Here is a 21,426-nt window from a genome sequence, read left to right on the forward strand (position 1 = left end):
GGGATGGATCTGAGCTGGATGCTGGAAGAGTATGACGGCATAGTCTATGTCAGCGATATGGACAGCCATGAGCTGCTCTACATGAATAAGGCCGGCCGTGAGCTCTTTCGTGTGGACGAGGCCGCGCTGTCCCACCGGCCGCGCTGTCATGAGGTGCTGCAAGGCCGGGATGCGCCCTGCCCGTTTTGCACCAACACGTACCTGAACGAATCCGGTTTTTATGAGTGGGAATTTTATAATCCGCTCCTCCAGCGGACCTTGCTGTTGAAAGACAGGAAAGTCCGCTGGAACGGCCGGAACGCCCGCATCGAGTTCGCCACGGACGTCTCCGGCTACAGGCGGGCCATTGCCGACCATGAGCGTCAGCGGGATTCGATTCTGCAAAGTCTGCCCGGCGGCATTGTCAGGGTGGACGCCAGGGACGGCCGCACCATTCTCTGGTACGGGGGCCGGTTTCTGGAAATGATCGGCTATACGGCTGAAGAATTCGCGCAGGAGCTGCACAACAAATGCCTGTATGTGCATCCGGACGATCTGACTAAGATCTCGGCGTTGATGGGCAGGCTGCAGGAAAGCGGCGGAACCGAGATTACGGAAATGCGCATCGTGACGCGCGGGGGCGGAGTGCGCACCCTGACCACGACCTTGAGCTATGGGGACGCGGCCTCCAGCCCGGACGGCATCCCCTCTTTTTACAGTGTGGGCATTGACATCACGGAAATCAAGGCCCGCCAGGAGCTCCAGCAGAAAGCCCTGGAAGACGCCTGCCGCGCCGCCAGAGCGGCCGACCGGGCCAAGACGGACTTTCTTTCCCGGATGTCCCATGACATCCGCACGCCCCTGAACGCCATTCTCGGCATGGCCGATATCGCCGGAACCCGGCTGAACGATCCGCGCGGCGCCGGAGAGTGCTTGAAAAAGATTCGGGCCTCCGGCAGGCACTTGCTCAATCTGATCAATGAAGTGCTGGACATGTCAAAGATCGAGAGCGGTCAGATGCGCCTTGCGGCGGAAGAAATGGAACTGGCCGAACTTGTGCGCAACGTGCTGGATGTCTGCGGCTCTCTGGTGAAGGAGAAAGGGCACACTCTCGCGGTGCGGGCGGATGTTGCGCACGAGCGGGTGCGGGGAGACTTCGGCCGCCTGCAGCAACTGTTCACCAATCTGCTGTCCAACGCCGTGAAATATACGCCCGCGGGCGGCAGCATTTCCTTCTGCATCAATGAACTCCCTTCGCTTCATACCGGCGTGGGCCAGTTTGAATGCGTCATCGCGGACAACGGCATCGGCATGTCCGAGGATTTCGTCAAACATCTTTTCGAACCCTTCAAAAGAGCGGACGATCCCCGCATCTGTAAAATACAGGGCACGGGCCTGGGCCTGGTCATCAGCCGAAGCATCGTGCGCCTGATGGGCGGCGGCATCAGGGTGGAAAGCAGGCCGGAAGAAGGCAGTCGCTTTATTGTCTCGTTGCCGTTGCGCCTGGCGGAAGAGAATGCCGGGACGGCCTGTGAACGGGCCGTGCTGGTGCTGGCCGCGGAGCGGGATGAAAATCTGCGCGCCTGCCGTCTGCTGGAGGATCTGGGCCTGCGGGCCGTGCCCGCGCACAGCGCTGTTGAAGCCCGCGAGCAAATCAGCGCCGCGCGGACACGTTCTGAGCATTTTGCCGCCGTGCTTCTGGAACAATGCCTGGCGGACGCGGAGGCGGCGGCCTCGCCCGGAGCTCTCCGCGCGCTTTGCGGGGAACAGCCGTTGCGCGTCATCCTTGTCCGGGAGCCCCTGTATGCGGACGGCGATTCCATGCGCGACGGCGTGGATGCCTTCCTCGACAGACCGTTGTTCCGCTCCACACTGCGCCGCGCTCTCCTGCCCGGTGACGCGGAGGGGGGCGAAAGTGCGCTGTCCGCGCCGAATGCGAACCTGGAAGGCAAGCGCATCCTGCTGGCGGAAGATAACGAGATCAACCGGGAAATCGTGGTCAGTCTGCTTGAAATGAAGGGGGCCGCGGTGGACAAGGCTGAGGACGGTCAGCGCGCGCTGGAGATGTTCTGCGCTTCGGCGCCGGACGACTATGACCTGATTCTGATGGATATTCAGATGCCCCGGCTCAACGGCTATGAGGCCGCCGCGGCCATCCGCGCCCGGGACCGGGCCGACGCGCGCCGGATTCCCATTCTCGCTCTGACGGCCGACGCTTTTCCGGAGGACGCGCTGCTGGCCCGGAGATACGGCATGAATGAGCATATTTCCAAGCCCGTGGCGGCGGAGCAGCTTTACCAGGCTGTGGGGCGCTGGCTTCTTTGAATTTGCCTGTCCTGTGAATGGCGGCCGTCCGGCAGCATCTGGTTTGACTGTGAGGATTGTGAAGAGGCGCGCCCGGCTCAAGCCGGGCGCGCCCTTTAGTTCCATCGACCCGTAACGTGTATGTGCGAGGAGAATGTGATTTTCATCTCAAATTCATCAGCTGCTCAATGAGCAAAAGACCGGAAGCTGCATTGACGCAACTCCTCTGCACTGATAGAAATAAAAAAATTATCCGCTTTATGGAATGCAAGGAGGATACGTTTCTTTCTTTTGTGTTACGATGCGTTATCGGTGAAGTTTTTCACAACTCACGTCCGGTGAGGTGGATATGCTCGATATTCTTGTTTTTTGCTGTGTCGTTTTGCCGTTTATCATCGGCATAGTGTTGTACTATGCCCGCAGCGGCGCAATCCGAAAACTGCTGGTGCCCGCGGCCGTGACCGTCATGGCGCTGGCGGCTGTGGGGCTGGGAGCCCATGGCGCGTTCCACCTGGAGGCGCGTGAACTCTTCGGCCTGCCCCTGGACAATGTGCTGACCCTGCTCGATTTCATCCTGCTGCTCTATATTCTGGCCCTGGGCTGGAAGTTGGGCAGCCGCCTGGTCATGGGCATGACAGCCCTGCAACTGGTGGGCCTGATCTACCTCAAGGCCGTGCTCATGGACCACGGCGCGCCGGTTACCGCCTTCGCTCCCGACGGGCTGTCCCTGATCATGGTGATCATCATCTCCGTGGTGGGCGGGCTGATAACCATTTACGGCCTGGGTTACATGGATATCCATGAAGAGCATCTGCATCTGCGCACCTCGCGGCAGCCGCGCTTTTTTGCCATCATTTTCTGTTTCCTGGGGGCCATGAACGGCCTGGTGCTCTGCAACAACCTCTCCTGGATGTTCTTTTTCTGGGAGATGACCACGCTCTGTTCCTTCTGGCTCATCGGCCACGACCGTACCAAGGAGGCCGAGGCCAATGCCTACCGGGCCCTGTGGATGAACGTGCTGGGCGGCCTGGCCTTTGTGTCGGCCATGCTTTTCATCCAGAAGAGCCTGGGCACGCTTTCCACGGAACTGGTGCTGCAGAAGATGGTGGCTCTGGACGTGAAAAGCACGGCCATGCTGCTGCCCTTTGCCTTTCTTTGCCTGGCGGCCTTCACCAAATCGGCCCAGGTGCCCTTTGAGAGCTGGTTGTGCGGGGCCATGGTCGCGCCCACGCCGGTGTCGGCTCTGCTGCACTCGGCCACCATGGTCAAGGCGGGCACTTACCTGCTGCTGCGCATGGCTCCGGCCTTCGCCGGCACCACCATGTCCACCATCGTGGCCCTGTTCGGGGCATTCACCTTTGTGGGCACCTGCATGTTGGCGGTCAGCCAGAGCAACGCCAAGAAAATCCTGGCCTATTCCACCATATCCAATCTGGGCCTGATCATCGCCTGCGTGGGCATCAACACCCCGGCCTCCATGGTCGCGGCCACCATGATCATTATTTACCATTCGGTGTCCAAGGGCCTGTTGTTCATGAGCGTGGGCGCCATCGAGCAGCGCATCGGCTCGCGCGATATCGAGGACATGCGCGGCCTCTACAGCGTCATGCCGCGTACGGCCATCATCACGGCCATCGGCATTTTCACCATGATGCTGCCGCCCTTCGGCATGCTCATCGGCAAGTGGATGGCCATTGAGGCCATCGCCAGGGCCACCCAGGCCATGACCCCGATCATTTTCTTCATCGCTCTGGGCTCGGCCTTCACCGTGCTGTTCTGGGCGCGCTGGGCCGGCATCCTGGTTTCCTCGGCCAACCTGCACGAGCACCCGGCCAAGGGCAATCCGCGCGCTTCGGTCTTTTTCGCCCTCTGCGCGCTCTGCGGCCTGGCGCTGCTCTTTTCCTTCATCTCGCCCCTGGTGCTGAAGACCTTCGTGGCTCCCTCGGTCACCGGCCTGTATGCCCGCCTCAACCTCCAGGGCTTCATCCCCGGCGCGGGCATTACCGGCGCGGAAGGCATGGCCTGGCTCTATCTGCTCTTCATTCTGCTGGCAGGGGGGGCATGGCTGGCCTGGCGGGCGGCGAGGAAGGTGCCGGAAGGCGCGCACAGCCTGCCGTACTTCTCCGGCCTGGCGGAGGAGCGCAACGGCGAAGTGGGCTTCAAGGGCCCCATGAATGTCTTTGAACCGGCCCGCGCCGCCAATTACTATCTGGCCCAGTACGTGGGCGAGGGCAAGATTACCCGAGCCATCGACATTATTTCCACGGCCTTTCTGATCGTCTTGGTAGGAGGTCTGCTGTGATGCTCACCATCTTCGGCGCCATCGGCGGATTGATACTGGCCCCCTTTGCGGGCGGCCTGCTCAGCGGGGTGGACCGCCGCATCACGGCGCGCCTGCAGTCGCGCCAGGGACCGCCGCTGCTCCAGCCCTTTTACGACGTGCTCAAACTTTTCGGCAAACAGGCCAGGGTGACCAATGCCTGGCTGGTGTTCAGCGCCTACATCTATCTGCTTTCCTCGGCGCTGGCCCTGTTCATCTTCTTTATGGGCGGGGATCTGCTGCTGCTCTTTTTCGTGCTCACCGTGGGCGCGGTTTTTCAGGTGGTGGGCGCCATCTGCGTGCCCTCGCCCTACAGCCAGGTGGGCGCGCAGCGCGAACTGCTGCTGATGCTGGCCTACGAACCCATTCTGATTATGGTCTTCGTGGGCTTTGCCATGTGCACGGGGTCCTTCATGCTTTCGGATGTCTTCAAGCTGGATTCGCCTCTGCTGCTGAAAATGCCCCTGCTGTTCCTGGCGCTGGGCTATGCCCTGACCATCAAGCTGCGCAAATCACCCTTTGACCTTTCCGCCGGTCACCACGGCCATCAGGAACTGGTGCGCGGCGTGCAGACCGAATACTCCGGCCCTTTCCTGGCCTTGATCGAAATCGGCCACTGGCTGGACCTGGTGCTGATTCTCGGGCTCTGCGCCGTGTTCTGGCACACCAGCGTCATCGGCATGGCCATCCTGGTGGCCGCCTCGCTGTTTACGGAAATCCTCATCGACAACATTACCGCCCGTCTGACCTGGCAGTGGATGGTGCAGAAGCAATCGCTGCTGGTGGGCATGGGGCTCGCGCTGGTGAACCTTTTGTGGCTCTACGTGGCCTAGGGACTGTTTCTAACTTGTCCTTCCGCCCTCTGCCTGCGTCAGGCTCGCCCCGTGCGAAGGTCGAATATGTTTGAATATGCTCCCTCCGCCCAGGACTCGCCTTCCTTGGCAGAGAACGAAAATCCTCATTTAGAAACCGCCCCTAAGGAGGCCGGACTATGGGATTCCTCGATGCAATGATCAAACGGAGCCGGCTCAAGTCGCCGTGGATCATCCATTTTGACTGCGGCTCCTGCAACGGCTGCGATATCGAAGTGCTGGCCTGTCTGACGCCCATGTACGACGTGGAGCGTTTCGGCGTGGTCAATACCGGCAACCCCAAGCACGCCGACGTATTGCTGGTCACCGGCACGGTCAATCACCGCAACCGGCATGTGCTCAAGCAGATCTACGACCAGATGCCCGAACCCAAGGCCGTGGTTTCCATCGGCGCGTGCAATCTTTCCGGCGGCGTCTTCAAGGACAGTTACAACATCCTCAACGGGGCGTACAACGTGATTCCCGTGGATGTTTTTGTGCCCGGCTGTCCGCCCAAGCCCGAGGCCATCATCGACGGAGTGGTCACGGCCCTGGACGTGCTCAAGGCCAAGATGGGCCTGGGCCCCGCGCCCGAGCCCATGCTGATGCCCGGCGACGCCGACGACGGAACGCCTGCCGGAGCCGTGGGAGACAACAGCGGACAAGAGCCGGACACTGCGGCGCACATGAACAACGCGGGTTGAGCCCGGTAAAGGACAAAAGCCATGTTTTTCGAAGCCACGCCCGTCACGCCTGAAACGCTGCTCACCGAGGTGCGGCGTCTGGCGGACGCCAAATACCGTTTTGTGACCATGTCGCAGACCGTGCTCGACGAGCATACCCTGCGTCTTTACTATCACTTTGACGAAAATCTGACCATGACGGATCTGCGCTGCAACTCCGACCTCTGCCACTGGTCGCCCCGCGACGCCAAGGGGATGCACCATCTGCGTATGGATGTGGACAAGGAACAGCTCATCCCCAGCATCTCCTCGGTCTATTTCTGCGCGGTGCTCATTGAAAACGAGACCCAGGATCAGTTCGGGGTGCGCTTTGAGGGCCTGCCCCTGGACTACCAGGGCGGCATGTATCTGGAGGGCGAAGTCACGCGCGGGCCTTACTTCACCATGACCGCGGTGAAGCGCCCGGCCGGGGCCAAAACGCCCGCGCCCGCGCCTGAGGGCGGCGAAGCCGCCAAAGGAGAGCAAGCATGAGCAACCGCACCACCGTCATTCCCTTCGGGCCGCAGCATCCGGTACTGCCGGAGCCGCTGCACATCAAATTCGTGGTGGAGGACGAAACCGTGGTGCAGGCCGTGCCGCAACTCGGCTTTGTGCACCGTGGCCTGGAAAGCCTGGTCCGCAACAAGGACTTCAATCAGATGGTCTTTGTGGTGGAGCGCATCTGCGGCATCTGCTCCTGCATCCACGCCAACTGTTACTGCAATGCCATTGAGGACATGCTGGGCGTCACGGCCCCACCGCGTGCCCAGTTCCTGCGGGTGGTCTGGTCCGAACTGCACCGCATCCATTCCCATCTGCTCTGGCTGGGTCTGTTTGCGGACGCCTTCGGCTTTGAAAGCGTATTCCAGCAGTTCTGGCGCATTCGCGAGCACGTCATGGACATCTGCGAAGCCACGGCGGGCAATCGTGTGATCCTGTCGGTCAATGTGGTGGGCGGCGTGCGTCGCGACCTCAGTCCGGACCAGATCCGCTGGATGCTGGAGCAGCTCGACGCGTTGGAGCGGGGCATGCGTGAGCTGACCAGCACCATGCTTGACGATTACACCGTGCAGGAACGCACGCGCGGCATCGGCCTGCTGAGCAAGGACGACGCCCGCCTGCTGGGCGCGGCCGGGCCCACCCTGCGCGGCAGCGGCTGGGAAATCGACGAGCGCATGCACGGCTACGCGGCCTACAACGACCTCAACTTCATCCCCGTGGTGGAGCAGGACGGCGACTGCTATGCCCGTTCCAAGGTGCGCTTTTATGAAGTGCTGCACTCCATCGACCTGATCCGCGAAGCCCTGAACCGCCTGCCCGACAGCGAGCTGACCGTCAAACTGCCCGGCAACCCGGACGGCGAATCCATCTTCCGGGTGGAGCAGCCGCGCGGCGAGCTCTTCTACTACGTGCGGGCCAACGGCACCAAGATGCTGGAGCGCATGCGCGTGCGCACGCCCACTTTTGCCAATATTCCGGCCCTGCTGCACATGCTGCCCGGCTGCAAACTGCCCGACGTGCCGGTGATCGTGCTGAGCATTGACCCGTGCATTTCCTGCACAGAGAGGTAGCCCATGTATATGCTCAAAAACGTATTGCGCAATTTGTCCGGCAAGCCCGCCACGCGGCTGTATCCGCTGGAGGAGCGCGAACCCTTCCCGGCCTACCGGGGCGTCATCCACAATGACGTGCAAGCCTGCATTTTCTGCTCCACCTGCACCCGGGTCTGCCCCACAGGCGCGATTACCGTGGATGCCAAGGCGGGACGCTGGGAATATGACCCCTTCCTCTGCGTGTACTGCTCGGCCTGTGTGGAAAAATGCCCCACCAAATGCTTGAAGCAGGAGTCCATCCACCGCAAGCCCTCGGTACGCAAGTTCCAGGTGCTGCGCACCGGCACGCCGCGCGTCAAAAAGGCCAAGGCCGATGCGGCCAAAGCCAGGACGGACGCCGCCGCAGCGGCGGTCAAGACGGAGGGAGAGGCCGACTAGAGGCTGTTTCTAAATTGGTTCTTTTGACTTCCGGCTGCGTCAAACTCGTTTTTTGCTCTGGTCGAGTACCTGAAGAGTACACTCCCGCCGCAAAAAACTTGCCTTCCTTGCCGGAAAGCCAAAATTCCTCAATTTAGCAACAGCTCCTGGCGAAGATTCTTTTTTGTTACCGGAAGAAAATAAAAAGGCGGACCTGCAAACGGATCCGCCTTTTTATTTTCTTCCGGTAACTTGGTGTGCAAGAGAATCTTTTTGGGAAAGAGGGGTTCAAATGGGGCGTGTCCTCTTGACCTTTGAAGGCGTCGCCCGCAACAGGCTGACAGTGAATTGCTCCAAGTTACTGTGGGGTGGCGCTGTTCAGCATATCGTCCAGCCAACGAGACATGCGCGCGGTCTGCTCCAGATACCAGAGCGAGGAAATCACCGTGGCAAGCGTACCGCCGTCCGGATCGTACATGGCGGCGGAGCCGTTTTTGCGCAGATTTTCCCAGGCTTCAAGCGCGTCATTGAGGGCCTTGGCCCGTTCTTCGGAGAGGGCGGGAGCAATGCGGGCGCGCTGTTCGGCCATGTGCTTCTCCAGGCGTTCCACCTCGGCGTTCATGCAGTCCTGCATGGGCACGGTGATGCCCGCCGCCGCATCCATGCAGACACGGAATTCCCGGCTGAGCAGGCGATCAACTTCGGCGGCGTTTTCCGCGTCCCCCGCAACATCCTGGCCCGTATCCGGGGTGGCGTCATCGGAAGGTTCCACGGCGTCCGGCGCGGCGGGAATAACCGCGCGGGGAGTTTCGGCGGGCGTTGTCGCCGGAGGCGATTGCGCGGAAGCGGCGGCAGCCGCCGACGCTGACCCGGCAAGCGCCGGGAGCAATGCAGCTACAGCCAGCAGCAGGAGAGCCTGAAGAGCGGATGCCGCACAATGTTTCAGCATGGACAACTCCTTTGCGCGCGGCCATGGCCGCAATTTTTGCCGACATTCAGCCTAGCCGAGACAAGGAGCGGGCGCAAGCGGTGCCGGATTCCGATAACGACGAGGTTCGACCTGACTCCGCGCCGGGCATGATTCCCGGCTTCGGTCGTAACGGTCGGCTGAGGTCGGCGGAAATCAGTCAGCCCCTGGCACGGGACGGCGCCCTTGGGTCAGCGGTATTCTCGGCCGGACCAGAGCACGCGGCCGATGACCCGGAATTGATCTGCGCAGTCGCCGCGCAGATCCAGGCTCAGGGGCGGATAGGCCGGATTGACGCTGTGCAGGATGATCTTGCCGGGCAGTTTGTCGATGCGCTTGATGTAGATGGCGTCTTCAAAACCCACGGCATAGAGACGGCCCGGGCTGATTTCCGTCTGGCCCCGATCCAGCAGAACCAGGTCGTTATCGAAGATCTCCGGCACCATGCTGTCGCCGGACACCCGCATCAGGACCATGCGCCGGGGGTTGCCCTTGCGGCGCAGAAAGTCGCCGCGGAAGGCATAGCCGCCCTCGCTGCTGTTGCTGCTGACTTCCAGACTGCCGGTGCCGGCGGACAAACGGGCCTCGGCCAGCGGCACGGTGATCAACTCGGTTTCGCAATCTTCCTGCATACTGGGCAGTTCGCCTTCCGCGGCTTCGGGCAGGCGCATGGGACCGCTGCCGAAAAAAAGCCAGTGGGCGTTGACGCCCGTTTGCGCGGCGCAGGTCTGAATCCAGGCCGGAGGCACTTCACCGCGTTTGCGCGCGCCGCTGACGGATTGGGGCGTGATGCCCAGGGCGCGGGCCAGCTCAGCCTCGCTGGCGGCGTCAAGAGCCCGCATCAGCCGGGCCAGAGTCTGGGAAAAGGAGATTGTGTCGGACATGGCAAGCCTCGTCATGGTGCGGCAGAGCCGGACTGCGCAAAAAGTTGCGCCTGTTCTCTTTATATTGATGTCAGTAAATTTTAGATGAAGACTATCAATTTAAATTGTTGCCGGCAAGCCCTTTACTTCATTAAAAATTGATTCAACGGCTGTTGGCCGCGCGCCGGATCAGGGGAGTGGCTCATTTGAAAATCAGGCACACAAAACCCGTAGGATTTTGCGGCGGCGTAGCCGCGGCGCGTCAGCGAAAGTTGAGAGCATAACCCTGCTCGAAATTTTTACAAGCAGACAGGGGAGAACATACGGGGGCGGGGCCATTGACCATGCGGCGTCCATCAGGTTATCCAGGCTCACGTGGTGGAGATGGCGGTCGGCACGGACCGTATCCGCGCGTCTTTTTACAACCTTTTTCCCATGATGAGGAGCGCGCCATGCAGCTCTGTGAAAAATGCGACGGCACCGGCAGAATTTCCTGCGGAGCTTGTTGGAACGGTCAGCGTAAGCCCGTGTGTCCCGAATGCACCGGCAAGGGCGTGATCCGGACGGAGTATGGCGATCTGCCCTGTCCCCGCTGCCGGGGCAACGGCAAGGTCACGCCCGTGAGTTGCCCGCACTGCGGCAACAGCACGCCCTGTCCGGTCTGCAAGGGCAGCGGCACAGTATAGCTCTTCCCCTTGCATTTCAAACAAAAGACCCCGGAACGCCTTGCGCGCTTCGGGGTCTTTTGCGTCAAGCCTCGGCGGATACGTTCTCAGGCTGCCGGTTGCTTGGCTGCCTTTTTACCCGCCAGGGCCGCCAGAAAGGCGTGGATCATGGAGGCACCGGCCAGAGCCGTGATGCCGGACGGGTCCTTGTCCGGCAACACTTCCACCAGATCCATGCCCACAGTCTGGGCTTCCCGGCAGACGGCCCGCAGCAGGCTCAGCCCTTCATGGGTGGTGAAGCCTTCCACTTCCGGCGTACCGGTGCCCGGCCGCCAACGAGCTCTGGAGGCGGGCGGCCGCAATTCACGGACCATAACGCCGAAAGGCCCCCTGAACTTCGCGTTCAGGGGGCCTTTCGGTCATATGCCGTGAAATTATGCCGCCTGCCCCGCCGGGGGCTCTCCCCGGTGGCGCAGTCTGCGGATCAGCCGAAGCGTGAGGTTGGAGAGCAGCACGCAGGCGCAGGCAATGACCGTGTCAATGAGCCGCCAGCGCAGCAGGGACATATCCCCGCCCATCTGGAACATGGAAATGTCGATGAGCAGCAGCACCGCGCAGGTGATGACAAAGCTGAACAGCACGTAATGGCCCTTGGCATAGGGCATGGCAAAGGCCGCCACCCCGATGGCCACGGCGATATGCAGGGGGGCGGTCACATTGTAGAGGATCACGGCGGAAACCAGCACGCCCGCCAGGGTACCCAGGGTTCGCGCCCAGATCCGGAACAGCTCCGTGGCGCCGTCGCTGTGCATGACGAAGAGTACGGTCAGGCCCACCCAGGCCGGGTCGCTGAAGGAGAAATACCGCGCCGCTAGGGTGGAGAACAGCACCGTCACGGGCACGGCCACGCCGAACAGGCGGCCGTTGGTGGCCCCGTGCAGAAAGGCCTTGAACTCTTCCAGCGGGGTGGTGGCGTCGTCCGCCTCAAAGAGCATGCTCGCCAGGCTGAGACAGATGCCCAGCGCAATGCCGCCGAGAAAAGCCAGGGCCATGGGCAGGGTGGCGGAAAAACCGAAAGAGGTCAGCAATACGGAAGACGCCACGTATTTGACCATCAGGCCCAGATAGGCCTGATCCGGTCTGGGCAGGGCCGCCAGCCAGCTGAGCAGGAAAAGCAGAACCAGCACAAGGTCGTGCCGGCCTTGCAGGGCAATGCCCAGGGCGGCGGCCAGCACTACCAGCAGGCCCCCCGCGCTGATGCCCACCACGCGGGCCAGGGCTCCGTGCCGGGGCGCGATGAGCAGGGCGAACATGGCGCCGAACGAGGCGGCGGAGACCAGGGAAAAAGCCTGAAATGCCACTCCCAGGACCACGGGCGTGGTCAGGGCCACGGCGAAGAGCAGGCCGTTGCACACTGTGGCGGCATTTTCCTTGAACCGGGACGTAAACCTCATATATCCTCCGGTTGCGGGCGGTTTGCCGTCCGCAACGTCTCGTCTGTTTGAAGCGATGCTCTGAAATGCTATGGCATCAAAGCGGATTCGCGCTGATTCAGACCTACAATGCCGGGGATGCGCCCGTCAATGCGGCGCGGTCCGATGCTGAGGGGCGCGGCGTCCCGGCCGGGCACTTGCCGGCATGGGCTTCTGCCGCTATCAAGAGGGTATGAATACGCCGTCCTTTTCTCCCGCTCTTGAACTGCTGGGCGCGTCGGCCCCGGTGCGCCCAGGCGGGCGCGAGGGCCTGCCGCTGTATCTTTCGCCCGTGGAGGCGGGTTTTCCCTCACCGGCGGAGGACGATCTGGACCGCAAGCTCGACCTGCACGAATATCTGGTGCGCAATGAGGCGGCCACCTTTTTTTTGCGCGCGCACGGTGATTCCATGCTGGGCGCGGGCATCCACGACGGGGATCTGCTCATTGTGGACCGCTCGGTGGAGGCCGGGCACAGGCGGGTGGTCATTGCCGCCCTGGACGGCGAACTGACCGTCAAACGACTGCTGCGGCGCGCCGGGCGGGTGCTGCTGGCCCCGGAAAATCCGTGCTTTTCGCCCATCGACATCACGGAGCGCGAATATGTGCATATCTGGGGCGTGGTGACCCATGTCATCCATAAATTGTAAAAAGCCGCTCTGGGCCCTGGTGGACTGCAACAACTTCTACGCCTCCTGCGAGAAGCTGTTCCGGCCGGATCTGGCCGACCGGCCGGTGGTGGTGCTTTCCAACAACGACGGCTGCATCGTCTCCCGTTCCGCCGAGGCCAAGGCCCTGGGCATTCCCATGGGCGCGCCGGAGTTCAAGGTCCGCCCGCTGCTCAAGGAACTGGGCGTGGCGGTTTTTTCCTCCAACTACGCCCTGTACGGGGATATTTCCACGCGTATTCTCGCCATTCTGGAGCAGCACTGCCCGGCGGTGGAGCCGTATTCCATTGACGAGGCCTTTCTTCGTCTGGATGCGCCCCTGCGGGCCAATCTGCCCCAATTCAGCCGCGCCCTGCGGGCGACCATTTTGCGCTGGACCGGCATCAGCGTGTCCATCGGCCTGGCGGAAACGCGCACTCTGGCCAAGGTGGCCAACCATGTGGCCAAAAGCAGAACCGTCTATGACGGCGTTTTTTCCCTGGCCAGGCCGGAGGAGGACATTGACGCCGTGCTGGCCGGGACGCCCGTGGATGAGATTTGGGGCGTGGGGCGCGGGCAGGCCAGGCGGCTTCGGGTCGAGGGCGTGCGCACGGCCCTGGACCTGAAACGGGCCGGGGACCTCTGGCTGCGCAAGCGGCTCACCGTGGCGGGCTGGCGCACGGCCCTGGAACTGCGCGGTCTGCCCTGCATCGGGGAGGGCAATGCGCCCGCGCCCCGCAAGGCCCTGATGTCCTCACGCTCCTTTGCGAACAAAGTCCGTGGGCGTGCCATGCTGGCCCAGGCTTTGTCCTGCTTTGCCGCGCGCGCCGGGGCGCGCCTGCGTCGGGAGGGCCTTGTGGCCGGAGGCATGGCCGTGCATATCCGTACTTCCCGCCATGAAAACGCGCGGTTTTACGATCAGACGGTTCAACTGCGCTTTCCCGCTCCCACGGCGGACAGCCTGAGCCTGATCAACGCCGCCATGCACGGTCTGGAGCGTATCTACCGCCCCGGCTTCGGCTACGCCAAGGCCGGGGTCATGCTCTTTGACCTGGAGGCCGAAGACCGCCTTCAGGGCAGCCTGCTGGTGCCGGAAAACGCGGAGCGCCGACAACGGCGGGACCGCCTGATGGCGTCTCTGGACGCCATCAACCGGCGTTTCGGCAGGGATGCCGTGGCCTTCGGCGCCCAGGGCCTGGGCGAGGCCCCCTGGCATATGCGCCGGGAGCATTGTTCCCCCCGCCTGACCACGGACTGGAAGGAGTTGCCCCTGGCGCGCTGCTGAAACGGCATCAGGTAAACGGCAAAATATTTTTTGCCGGGCTTGACAGGGCTGCACGGCGCGGGTATCAGGGAATAAATGTTCCTTATTGTATGCAGGTGATAGGTGATAGATATGCCATGCGGTAAGCTTCCCGCCACGGAAAGTCTGGAACGCGAAAGCGCCCGCTCCCTGTATGAGCAGGCCGCGGACCGGTTGCGCGCCCATTTCGTGGGTATGCGTCCGGGGGAGCGCGTTCCCACCGAGGCCGAGCTGACCCGTTTTTTCCAGGTGGGACGTTCCACTATCCGCAAGGCCTTGCAGCGCCTGGTGGAAGAGGGGCTGCTGGTACGTAGCCCCGGCAAGGGGACGTTTATCGCGCGTGCCGTGCCGTGCATCATTCACTCCATTGACCGCGTTTCCGCCTTTATGGACACCTTCCGCCGCAACGGAGAGGATGTGCGGACGCAGATGATCGACTTCGGCTGGCTGGGCAGGGAGGTGCCCCTGCCGGAAAAGTTGCGCGACTGGCCCCGGCCCGTCCTGCGTTTCGACCGCCTCTACGTCTCGCGGGGCATTCCGCATGCCGTGGCGCGGGTCTGCCTGCCGTACACCATCGGCAACCACATCAGTTCGGCGGACGTGGAGTCCACGCCGGTGTACAGGATGCTGCGGGAAAAATTCGCGCAGGAACCGATGGGCTCGGAATTTCTGGTCAGTTGCGAGCAGCCGCCCAAAAATATCAGCGACCTGCTGGAAGTTTCCCCCAGCACGTCCCTGTTGGTGCTGGAACGCATTACCAGGGACGCGGCGGGCAATCCCCTGGAATTCACCACCCATTTCCTGCGCCCGGACATTTATCGCCTCAGCGTGCATCTGGGCGGGGAGGTGGCCGGCGTCTGAAACGTCTCTTCCCTTGCCGCGCAGGGCTTTTAGTCTGGGCGGCGCATTCGGCAAAATTTTTTTAGAGTAAAATGTATGCTATTGTATGCTTATAAAAGAAAATAAATAAAAGCCGCCGCGTCCCCGGAAGGGCGCGTGCGTTCCAGGCCAATACCGGTGCGGCCATCCGGCCGCGCCGTCAACTCCTGAAGGAGGCAGACATGGATAGCGGGACAATGCATTTGACGGATGAGGAAAAAGGCATGCTGCGCGGCGAGCGGGGGGAGGCCGCCAAGGAGGCGCTGGCCTATCAGATTGCGGTGGGAAATTTTTTCAAGGCCGAAAAATTCGTGCCTGTCGCCAATGCGCACGTCATGGCGGACATCGAGCTGATCGGCGACGGCGGGCTGGAGTTTTTACGGCGGCTGAAGGCCCTGGGCGGAAGCTGCGCGGTGGACACCACGACCAACGCGCGCTGCATGGACATGCAATGTGCCGCCGTACTGGGACAGGACAGCGGCGAAATGGCCAAGGAGGAGGAAATCATGCGCCTGCTGGAAGAGCTGCGCATGATTCGCATTGATTCCTGCATCAACTATCAGACCTACTATCAGCCGACCCTGGGCGAACACCTGGCCTGGGGCGATACGGGCACGGTCATTGCCGCCAATTCCATTTTCGGCGCGCGCACCAATTTCGAATCCGGCAATGCAAGTCTTTCGGCGGCCATCACCGGGCGCACGCCCGCCTATGGCTTCCACCTGGACGCCTGCCGACGCGGCACTATCGAGGTGCGCCTGGAAGCCGAAATGCGGGATGTGGCGGACTGGGGGGCGCTGGGCAAGCTGGTGGGCCACCCCAATCAGGACTACTTCGCCGTGCCGGTTTTCGAAGGCGTGCGGCGGCGTCCCTCGCCGGACGATCTCAAGCATCTGGGCTGCGCCTTGGCGAGCTACGGTTCCATGGCCATGTACCATATGGTCGGCGTCACGCCCGAGGCCCGCAGCCGTGAGGAAGCCTTCGGCGGCCGGGAGCCGCGAAAGAGCATGACCGTTACCCCAGAGGATCTGGACAGGGTGTACCAAAACTATGCCTATCTGGACGGCGCGGAAAATGTGGTCGTTTTCTCCGGTCCGCAACTTTCCATCTTTGAAATGCGCCGTCTGGCGGAGCTTTTCCAGGGACGCCGGGTGGCCAAAGGCATGCACGTATTTGTGACCACCAACAACAGCGTCATGTCCAACGCCCGGCGGCTGGGCTATGCGCGGATTCTGGAAGAGGCGGGCGTACGGCTGATGGAAGGCGTCTGTTTTTATCTGCTCCAGAATCTCTCCGCCATCAGGAAGATGAACGGCTGGATCAATCTGATTTCCAATTCCGGCAAGATCGTCAACACCATTACGGCCCACCGTTTCAATACCGTGCTGCGCCATACCGCGCAGTGCGTGGATATTGCCTGCACAGGAGAACTGCAATGAACGAAATCATCATCGTCACGCGCGCCATGGGCCAGACCGTCAGCGGGCAGGTTGTCGTGTTCAGGGAGGGTTTCAGCCCGCGTTATGATCTGGACCGCACCAGCGGCGTTATTTCCCGGCGGGGACACAGCGCGGAAGGGCAATCCATCAAGGATAAAATCCTGGTCATCCCCACGGCCAAGGGCGGCGTGGCCGGGGGCTGGGCATTCCGCGACCTGGTCTGCAAGGGCTTCGCGCCCCGGGCATTCGTTTTCGGCAAGCTTAATCCCGTCATGGTCCAGGGAGCGGTGTTCGCGGGCATCCCCATTACTGAAGGCTGGCAGCCGGACGCCCTGACGATGCTGCGTACGGGCGATACGGTACGCGTTGATCCGGAGCATCTGCGCATCGAAAAACTGTCCTGACCGCGGCCGCCGGAGAAGCGGCTTCCGGAACGGCGGGAAGCCGGGATTGCACCGGTTTTCCGCCGGAATCCGAACCCCGACCAAGGAGAACCCGGCATGACAACACTGCAGATACTCGCCCTGATTTGGCTGGCGCTGGTGTTCGCCGTCAGCCTGTGGCAGCATATCAACCTCGGTTTGATCATGATCCCCGCCGCCTTTGTGCTGGCTGAGATCGCCGGTGTGCCGGTCAAGAGCCTGTACGCGGGCTTTCCCACCAAGCTGGTGCTTCTGGTGCTCGGCGTGGCCTTTTTATGGAACCATGTGCAGGAAAGCGGACTGGCGGACATCTTTGTTACGGCCATGGTACGGGCGGCGCGCGGCAGGGCCTTTCTGCTGCCCTGGGTCATGGCTTTTCTCACGGCGGTGATCTGCGCCGTGGGCGCGCTGCCGGCCGCCGCGCTGGCCATCACCATACCGGTAGCCATGGAAATAGCCCGGCGCGAAAACATCCGGGCCGCCCTGATGGGCACAGTGGTCATTCAGGGCGCTTGCGTGGGAGGCTTTTCGCCCTTCAATCCCTGGGGCAATCTGGTAGCCGTGCAGGCGGTCCAAAACGGCATTGCCTTTGACAGCGTTTTTTTCTTTCTGTGCCAGGGCGCATTGGCCCTGGCCGTGGGCCTGGCAGGTTTTTTCTGCTTCGGCGGCCTGAAGCTGTTGCGACAGAAAGGACAAAACGGGCAAGTCGAGCCAGCCGTGAAGGCCGGGGCGGATGTGCTTCCGACTTCTGCCCGCGCTGTGGACAAGGCCCTGACGCGCTCCGGGCTGACAGCCTATCAATGGTGTTCTTTGGCGGCCGTGCTCTGTTTCATCACGCTGGTGCTGCGGCGTTTTGACGTGGGCCTGACGGCCTTTGCCGCGGGTATGACGCTGCAGATCCTTTTCCGTACCAACGGCAAGCAGGCCATTGCCAAACTGCCGTGGGGCATTGCCCTGATGATCGGCGGCGTGCTGTTGTACGTGGGTCTGCTGGAGAAAATGGGCGTGTTGCACGCCATCGGATCGGCGCTGTCAGGCATGGAAAATCCCTCTCTGGTCCGTTACGGCATCAGTCTGCTGGGGACCATCATCGCCAATTTTGAATCCTCGTCCGTGGCCGTGCTGGGCCTGGTGATACCGGTGGCCATCAAGTCCATGGGCAGCGCTGTCCAGGCCATAGCGGCGAATATGCAACTGGCTTTGCTTTCCGGCAGCATCGCGGTCATGGCGGCCAGCCCCTTTCATATCGGCGGAGCGTTGATCCTGGCCGAAACCGAAACAGCGGACCGTACTTTTAAGGACTTGCTGCTTTGGGTGGTCTGTCTGGCACTGGTTTTGCCTTTCCTGGCATTCCTGCTCTGAGGCGTGAGGAATAACGGCGGAGGGTACGGGGGCCATCGCGCCCGGCCTTATTTCCGCCGACCAATGAAAAAGACCCGTTCAGGAGGCGGGTTTTTTCATTGGTCGGCGGTTGAAGTTCTCAGCACTTGCCGCGCACCGGCCAGAGATGAAAACCGGTGTCAGGCTTGAAACCCACGCCCACCATGCCGTCGCGGCTGTAAAGCGCCCAGGCGTAACGGGCTTCATAGACGCTGGTGGTGGACGACCAGTACACGTCGCGCACGTTTGTAAAAGGATGCCCTGCGGGCAGGGCCGGGGAGTCGGCCTGAAGGTCCACCAGACTTTCCAGTTCCCTGATATTAGGCATGCGCCAGTCCGTGGCCCTGTCCTGAGCCGCGCGGTTGAGTCCGTCCACGGCGGCCAGGGCTTCTTCCCAAGGCAGGGGGCGGCCCAGAGGATCGGCATTCCGGCTCCAGATCAAACCTGTAAGTTGATCCCGCACCGAGTCGCCATCCAGTGCAAAACGCTTCCCGGGCGAAAAGAGAGGCGCGGCATCTTCTGTTTTCGGCAGGCAGACCGGCCAGACCAGGGCGGCTTCGTCCTTGCGGACGCGGGTCACCCGGCCGCCGCCCAGATGAATGTGCCAGGCCTGTTCCGGCAGGCGGTGGCAGGTATCGGCGGTCCAGTAGTAGCCGGAAAAGACGTTGGCAAAGGGGTGCCCTTGGGGCAGGGCCGGATTGATATATTGATGGCTGAGCAGGGAAAAGAGCAGCCGACGGGGCGGCAACCGCCAGTCGGCGCAGCCGTGGACCTTACGGGCGGCCATATCCGCCACCAGCGCGTGGGCTTCCTCCCAGTTGAGCGGAAAGTCGGCGGGATTGGCGTTGCGGGTCCAGAGCGCGCCGCTCAGGCTGTCCCGCACCAGATCGCCCTGAGTCTGAAAACGGCCTGCGACGGGCCGGAGATGTTTGGGCCGCGCGGCGTCTTGTTCGGAACCTGAGCCCGAGCCCGTACAGTCTATGCGTTTTCCGGCAGTGTCATAGCAATGGATTTGATCGGTTTCCAACAGTAGGGGATACATGATTTTCCTTGGTACAAAAGCGTTGCTCTGATGTTAACGCAAAGCGGAGCGATAAAAAAGGGCTATATCATGACCCGGTATGTTTTTAGAGCGGTTCATGCATGAACCGCTCTAAAAAACTGCCCGGCATGTGTTCCGCCGTGTTCGCTTCCGTCGGCTATTCTCCCGCAAGTATTTTCCCAGGTTCAGTCCCTGTTATATCCGGTTGAAGGAGGCGCGGTATTCGTAGAGGGCAGTCGCCGTACGGATATCACATAGTTTGTTTCCGGGATGTCATAGCGTTCTGAATTGCTGAAATATTCCCGCAAGCAAGGGATATGAATCACAGTCGATTAGTATGGTAGTATGGACGGCATCCACGAATTGGGATAGAATATAAAGGATATGGTCAGCGAAAAATTCGAGCCTCGTGTCTGAGTTGAAAAATTGGACCCACAGCCCCTTGGGGGGGGCGGCGACGTAGCCGCCGTGCGTCAGCGAAAATTGAGAGCATGGCCATGCTCGAGATTCTTGCAGTCAGACATTCGTTGGTTCGAGGTATGCTGTGCGTCAACCCGATACCAGGAAACGAGAGGATATACAGATGGGCAAGATCATATTGACAGGCGACCGCCCCACAGGACGACTTCACATAGGGCATTATGTGGGTTCTTTAAAACGCAGGGTGGAGCTCCAGAATTCGGGAGAGTTTGACGAAATTTACATCATGATTGCGGATGCCCAGGCCCTGACGGACAATGCGGACAATCCGGAAAAGGTACGCCAGAACATCATTGAAGTGGCGCTGGACTATCTGGCTTGCGGGCTTGATCCGAAAAAATCCGTTTTGTTCATTCAGTCGCAGGTGCCCGAACTCTGCGAGATGGCCTTTTACTACATGGACCTGGTAACAGTCTCCAGGCTTCAACGTAATCCGACAGTGAAGTCTGAAATCCAGCTGCGCAATTTTGAAACGAGCCTTCCGGTCGGTTTCTTTACCTATCCCATCAGCCAGGCGGCGGATATTACCGCTTTCAAGGCGACAACCGTGCCCGTGGGCGAAGATCAGGCGCCCATGATTGAGCAGACCAAGGAGATCGTGCACAAATTCAATGCGGTGTACGGAGAAACGCTTGTGGAGCCGGCCATTCTTCTTCCGGACAACGAGGCCTGTCTTCGCCTTCCGGGCACCGACGGCAAGGCCAAGATGAGCAAATCTCTCGGAAACTGTATCTATCTGTCTGATTCCGAAGAGGAAGTGAAGAAGAAGATTATGTCCATGTTCACTGATCCCAATCACCTGAGAATGGAGGATCCGGGACAGGTCGAAGGCAATCCGGTCTTCATTTACCTGGATGCCTGTTGCGGGGATGAGCATTTCGAGAAATATCTGCCCGAGTATAAAAATCTGGGTGAACTAAAGGCCCATTATGCCCGTGGCGGCCTGGGCGATGTGAAGGTAAAGCGTTTCCTGAACAGTGTGCTCCAGGAGATCCTTGGTCCCATCCGTGAACGCCGTAAGGAGATTTCCAAAGATATCCCCGCGGTATACCGGATACTGGAAGAGGGAAGCCGCAAAGCCCGAAAGAAGGCGGCGAAAACCCTGTCCGCCATGAAGCGGGCCATGAAGATTAACTATTTTGAGGACAAGGAACTGATCGCTGATCAGGCGGAGCGCTTCAGAAGCCGGATGGACTAATGTCTCATTTGAAAAGTTAGACACACAAAACCCGCTTTGCGGCGCAGCCGCCGCGAGTCAGCGAAAAACCACGTTTTTCGCTGGCGCTCCTGCAAAAATTGAGAGCATACCATGCTCGAAATTTTTGCAATCAGATACCGGGCTTTTTATCAGCGTGTGGCAGATACGGGAGGAGCGTCAGGGGGAATGCGGGCGCTTTCGCCGTCCCCGGCACTCCTCCCGGCGTTATTTGCCGGCGGTTGCGGCCATGGCCGGGTCCGGCCCGTCCGTTTCAATCTTGATGCTGTCGCCTGCTTTGCTTTTCCAGAGCGGATCAACTTTGAAATGCTCTGGAAAAATGAAAAACCCCTTGATTCCTCAAGGGGTTATCATTTTTTGGCTCCCCGAGACGGACTTGAACCGCCAACCTAGTGATTAACAGTCACCCGCTCTGCCAATTGAGCTATCGGGGATCGCTGAAGGCAAAAAACTTTTTACGGAAAAGCACCCGCGAGGTCAAGCGAAAATATAGGTTTCTGCAAAAA

General features: G+C 61.0%; 21 protein-coding genes and 1 tRNA gene. 16 read left to right on the top strand and 6 right to left on the bottom strand.

Annotated elements, in window-relative coordinates:
- Nucleotides 1-3 precede the first annotated feature (3 nt).
- The 7 genes from KH208_RS05495 to KH208_RS05525 all read left to right on the top strand — a co-directional run bounded on the left by KH208_RS05495 (nt 4) and on the right by KH208_RS05525 (nt 8,167).
- Nucleotides 4-2,304, top strand: coding sequence for an ATP-binding protein (locus KH208_RS05495; RefSeq protein WP_291434530.1), 2,301 nt, complete (start codon nt 4-6; stop codon nt 2,302-2,304).
- Nucleotides 2,305-2,632: 328 nt separating this feature from the next.
- Nucleotides 2,633-4,585, top strand: a complete 1,953-nt coding sequence (locus tag KH208_RS05500) for a proton-conducting transporter membrane subunit (RefSeq protein ID WP_291434532.1) — start codon at nt 2,633-2,635, stop codon at nt 4,583-4,585.
- Nucleotides 4,585-5,436 carry an NADH-quinone oxidoreductase subunit H gene (locus tag KH208_RS05505; protein WP_009302215.1) on the top strand — a complete coding sequence of 284 codons (852 nt, stop codon included), beginning with the start codon at nt 4,585-4,587 and terminating at the stop codon, nt 5,434-5,436. Before KH208_RS05500 ends, KH208_RS05505 begins: the two co-directional genes overlap by 1 nt.
- Before the next feature lie 158 nt (nt 5,437-5,594).
- Nucleotides 5,595-6,158 (top strand): NADH-quinone oxidoreductase subunit B family protein, encoded by a 564-nt coding sequence (locus KH208_RS05510; protein ID WP_291434534.1) that lies wholly within the window; start codon nt 5,595-5,597, stop codon nt 6,156-6,158.
- A gap of 21 nt (nt 6,159-6,179) precedes the next feature.
- Nucleotides 6,180-6,668 carry an NADH-quinone oxidoreductase subunit C gene (locus KH208_RS05515; RefSeq protein WP_291434536.1) on the top strand — a complete coding sequence of 163 codons (489 nt, stop codon included), beginning with the start codon at nt 6,180-6,182 and terminating at the stop codon, nt 6,666-6,668.
- Nucleotides 6,665-7,747, top strand: a complete 1,083-nt coding sequence (locus tag KH208_RS05520; protein ID WP_291434538.1) for a nickel-dependent hydrogenase large subunit — start codon at nt 6,665-6,667, stop codon at nt 7,745-7,747. Before KH208_RS05515 ends, KH208_RS05520 begins: the two co-directional genes overlap by 4 nt.
- A 3-nt stretch (nt 7,748-7,750) precedes the next feature.
- Complete coding sequence (locus KH208_RS05525) at nt 7,751-8,167, top strand: 4Fe-4S binding protein (protein WP_291434540.1); 417 nt, start codon at nt 7,751-7,753, stop codon at nt 8,165-8,167.
- A gap of 337 nt (nt 8,168-8,504) precedes the next feature.
- On the opposite strand, the gene KH208_RS05530 is transcribed toward KH208_RS05525, so the two are convergent.
- Together KH208_RS05530 and KH208_RS05535 are read right to left on the bottom strand one after the other, a co-directional pair.
- A complete protein-coding gene (locus tag KH208_RS05530) occupies nt 8,505-9,095 on the bottom strand; it encodes a lysozyme inhibitor LprI family protein (protein WP_291434542.1) in 591 nt (196 codons plus the stop codon).
- Nucleotides 9,096-9,304: 209 nt separating this feature from the next.
- Complete coding sequence (locus tag KH208_RS05535) at nt 9,305-9,997, bottom strand: helix-turn-helix transcriptional regulator (protein ID WP_291434544.1); 693 nt, start codon at nt 9,995-9,997, stop codon at nt 9,305-9,307.
- A 431-nt stretch (nt 9,998-10,428) separates the two neighbouring features.
- Between KH208_RS05535 and KH208_RS05540 the strand changes: the two genes are divergently transcribed.
- The gene (locus KH208_RS05540; protein WP_291434546.1) at nt 10,429-10,662 is read left to right on the top strand and encodes a molecular chaperone DnaJ; all 234 of its coding nucleotides are present in this window, start codon (nt 10,429-10,431) and stop codon (nt 10,660-10,662) included.
- Between the two features lie 86 nt (nt 10,663-10,748).
- Here the strand turns inward: KH208_RS05540 and KH208_RS05545 are convergent, their stop codons facing one another.
- Complete coding sequence (locus KH208_RS05545) at nt 10,749-11,015, bottom strand: arginase family protein (RefSeq protein ID WP_291434548.1); 267 nt, start codon at nt 11,013-11,015, stop codon at nt 10,749-10,751.
- A 60-nt stretch (nt 11,016-11,075) separates the two neighbouring features.
- The gene (locus KH208_RS05550; RefSeq protein ID WP_291434550.1) at nt 11,076-12,095 is read right to left on the bottom strand and encodes an FUSC family protein; all 1,020 of its coding nucleotides are present in this window, start codon (nt 12,093-12,095) and stop codon (nt 11,076-11,078) included.
- Nucleotides 12,096-12,279: 184 nt separating this feature from the next.
- Between KH208_RS05550 and KH208_RS05555 the strand changes: the two genes are divergently transcribed.
- The 6 genes from KH208_RS05555 to KH208_RS05580 all read left to right on the top strand — a co-directional run bounded on the left by KH208_RS05555 (nt 12,280) and on the right by KH208_RS05580 (nt 18,164).
- Nucleotides 12,280-12,762 (top strand): LexA family transcriptional regulator, encoded by a 483-nt coding sequence (locus KH208_RS05555; RefSeq protein ID WP_291434552.1) that lies wholly within the window; start codon nt 12,280-12,282, stop codon nt 12,760-12,762.
- The gene (locus KH208_RS05560) at nt 12,743-14,044 is read left to right on the top strand and encodes a Y-family DNA polymerase (RefSeq protein ID WP_291434553.1); all 1,302 of its coding nucleotides are present in this window, start codon (nt 12,743-12,745) and stop codon (nt 14,042-14,044) included. Before KH208_RS05555 ends, KH208_RS05560 begins: the two co-directional genes overlap by 20 nt.
- 111 nt (nt 14,045-14,155) lie before the next feature.
- A complete protein-coding gene (locus KH208_RS05565) occupies nt 14,156-14,923 on the top strand; it encodes a GntR family transcriptional regulator (protein ID WP_291434555.1) in 768 nt (255 codons plus the stop codon).
- A 200-nt stretch (nt 14,924-15,123) separates the two neighbouring features.
- Entirely contained in the window at nt 15,124-16,380 is a 1,257-nt protein-coding gene (locus KH208_RS05570; RefSeq protein WP_291434558.1) for an aconitase X catalytic domain-containing protein, read from the top strand.
- Nucleotides 16,377-16,784, top strand: coding sequence for a DUF126 domain-containing protein (locus KH208_RS05575; protein ID WP_291434560.1), 408 nt, complete (start codon nt 16,377-16,379; stop codon nt 16,782-16,784). The genes KH208_RS05570 and KH208_RS05575 overlap by 4 nt, the downstream gene beginning before the upstream one ends.
- Before the next feature lie 96 nt (nt 16,785-16,880).
- Nucleotides 16,881-18,164, top strand: a complete 1,284-nt coding sequence (locus KH208_RS05580) for an SLC13 family permease (protein WP_291434562.1) — start codon at nt 16,881-16,883, stop codon at nt 18,162-18,164.
- Nucleotides 18,165-18,282: 118 nt separating this feature from the next.
- On the opposite strand, the gene KH208_RS05585 is transcribed toward KH208_RS05580, so the two are convergent.
- Nucleotides 18,283-19,224, bottom strand: a complete 942-nt coding sequence (locus KH208_RS05585; protein ID WP_291434564.1) for a DUF1566 domain-containing protein — start codon at nt 19,222-19,224, stop codon at nt 18,283-18,285.
- A gap of 583 nt (nt 19,225-19,807) precedes the next feature.
- On the opposite strand from KH208_RS05585, the gene trpS reads away from it, so the two are divergent.
- Together trpS and KH208_RS05595 are read left to right on the top strand one after the other, a co-directional pair.
- Nucleotides 19,808-20,902, top strand: a complete 1,095-nt coding sequence (gene trpS, locus KH208_RS05590) for a tryptophan--tRNA ligase (protein ID WP_291434565.1) — start codon at nt 19,808-19,810, stop codon at nt 20,900-20,902.
- 111 nt (nt 20,903-21,013) lie between these two features.
- A complete protein-coding gene (locus tag KH208_RS05595) occupies nt 21,014-21,313 on the top strand; it encodes a hypothetical protein (RefSeq protein WP_291434567.1) in 300 nt (99 codons plus the stop codon).
- On the opposite strand, the gene KH208_RS05600 is transcribed toward KH208_RS05595, so the two are convergent.
- Nucleotides 21,279-21,354: transfer RNA gene (locus tag KH208_RS05600), tRNA-Asn, on the bottom strand. The genes KH208_RS05595 and KH208_RS05600 overlap by 35 nt on opposite strands.
- Nucleotides 21,355-21,426: the final 72 nt, after the last annotated feature.

Source organism: Desulfovibrio sp. (genome assembly GCF_018379785.1).
Lineage (GTDB): Bacteria > Desulfobacterota > Desulfovibrionia > Desulfovibrionales > Desulfovibrionaceae > Desulfovibrio.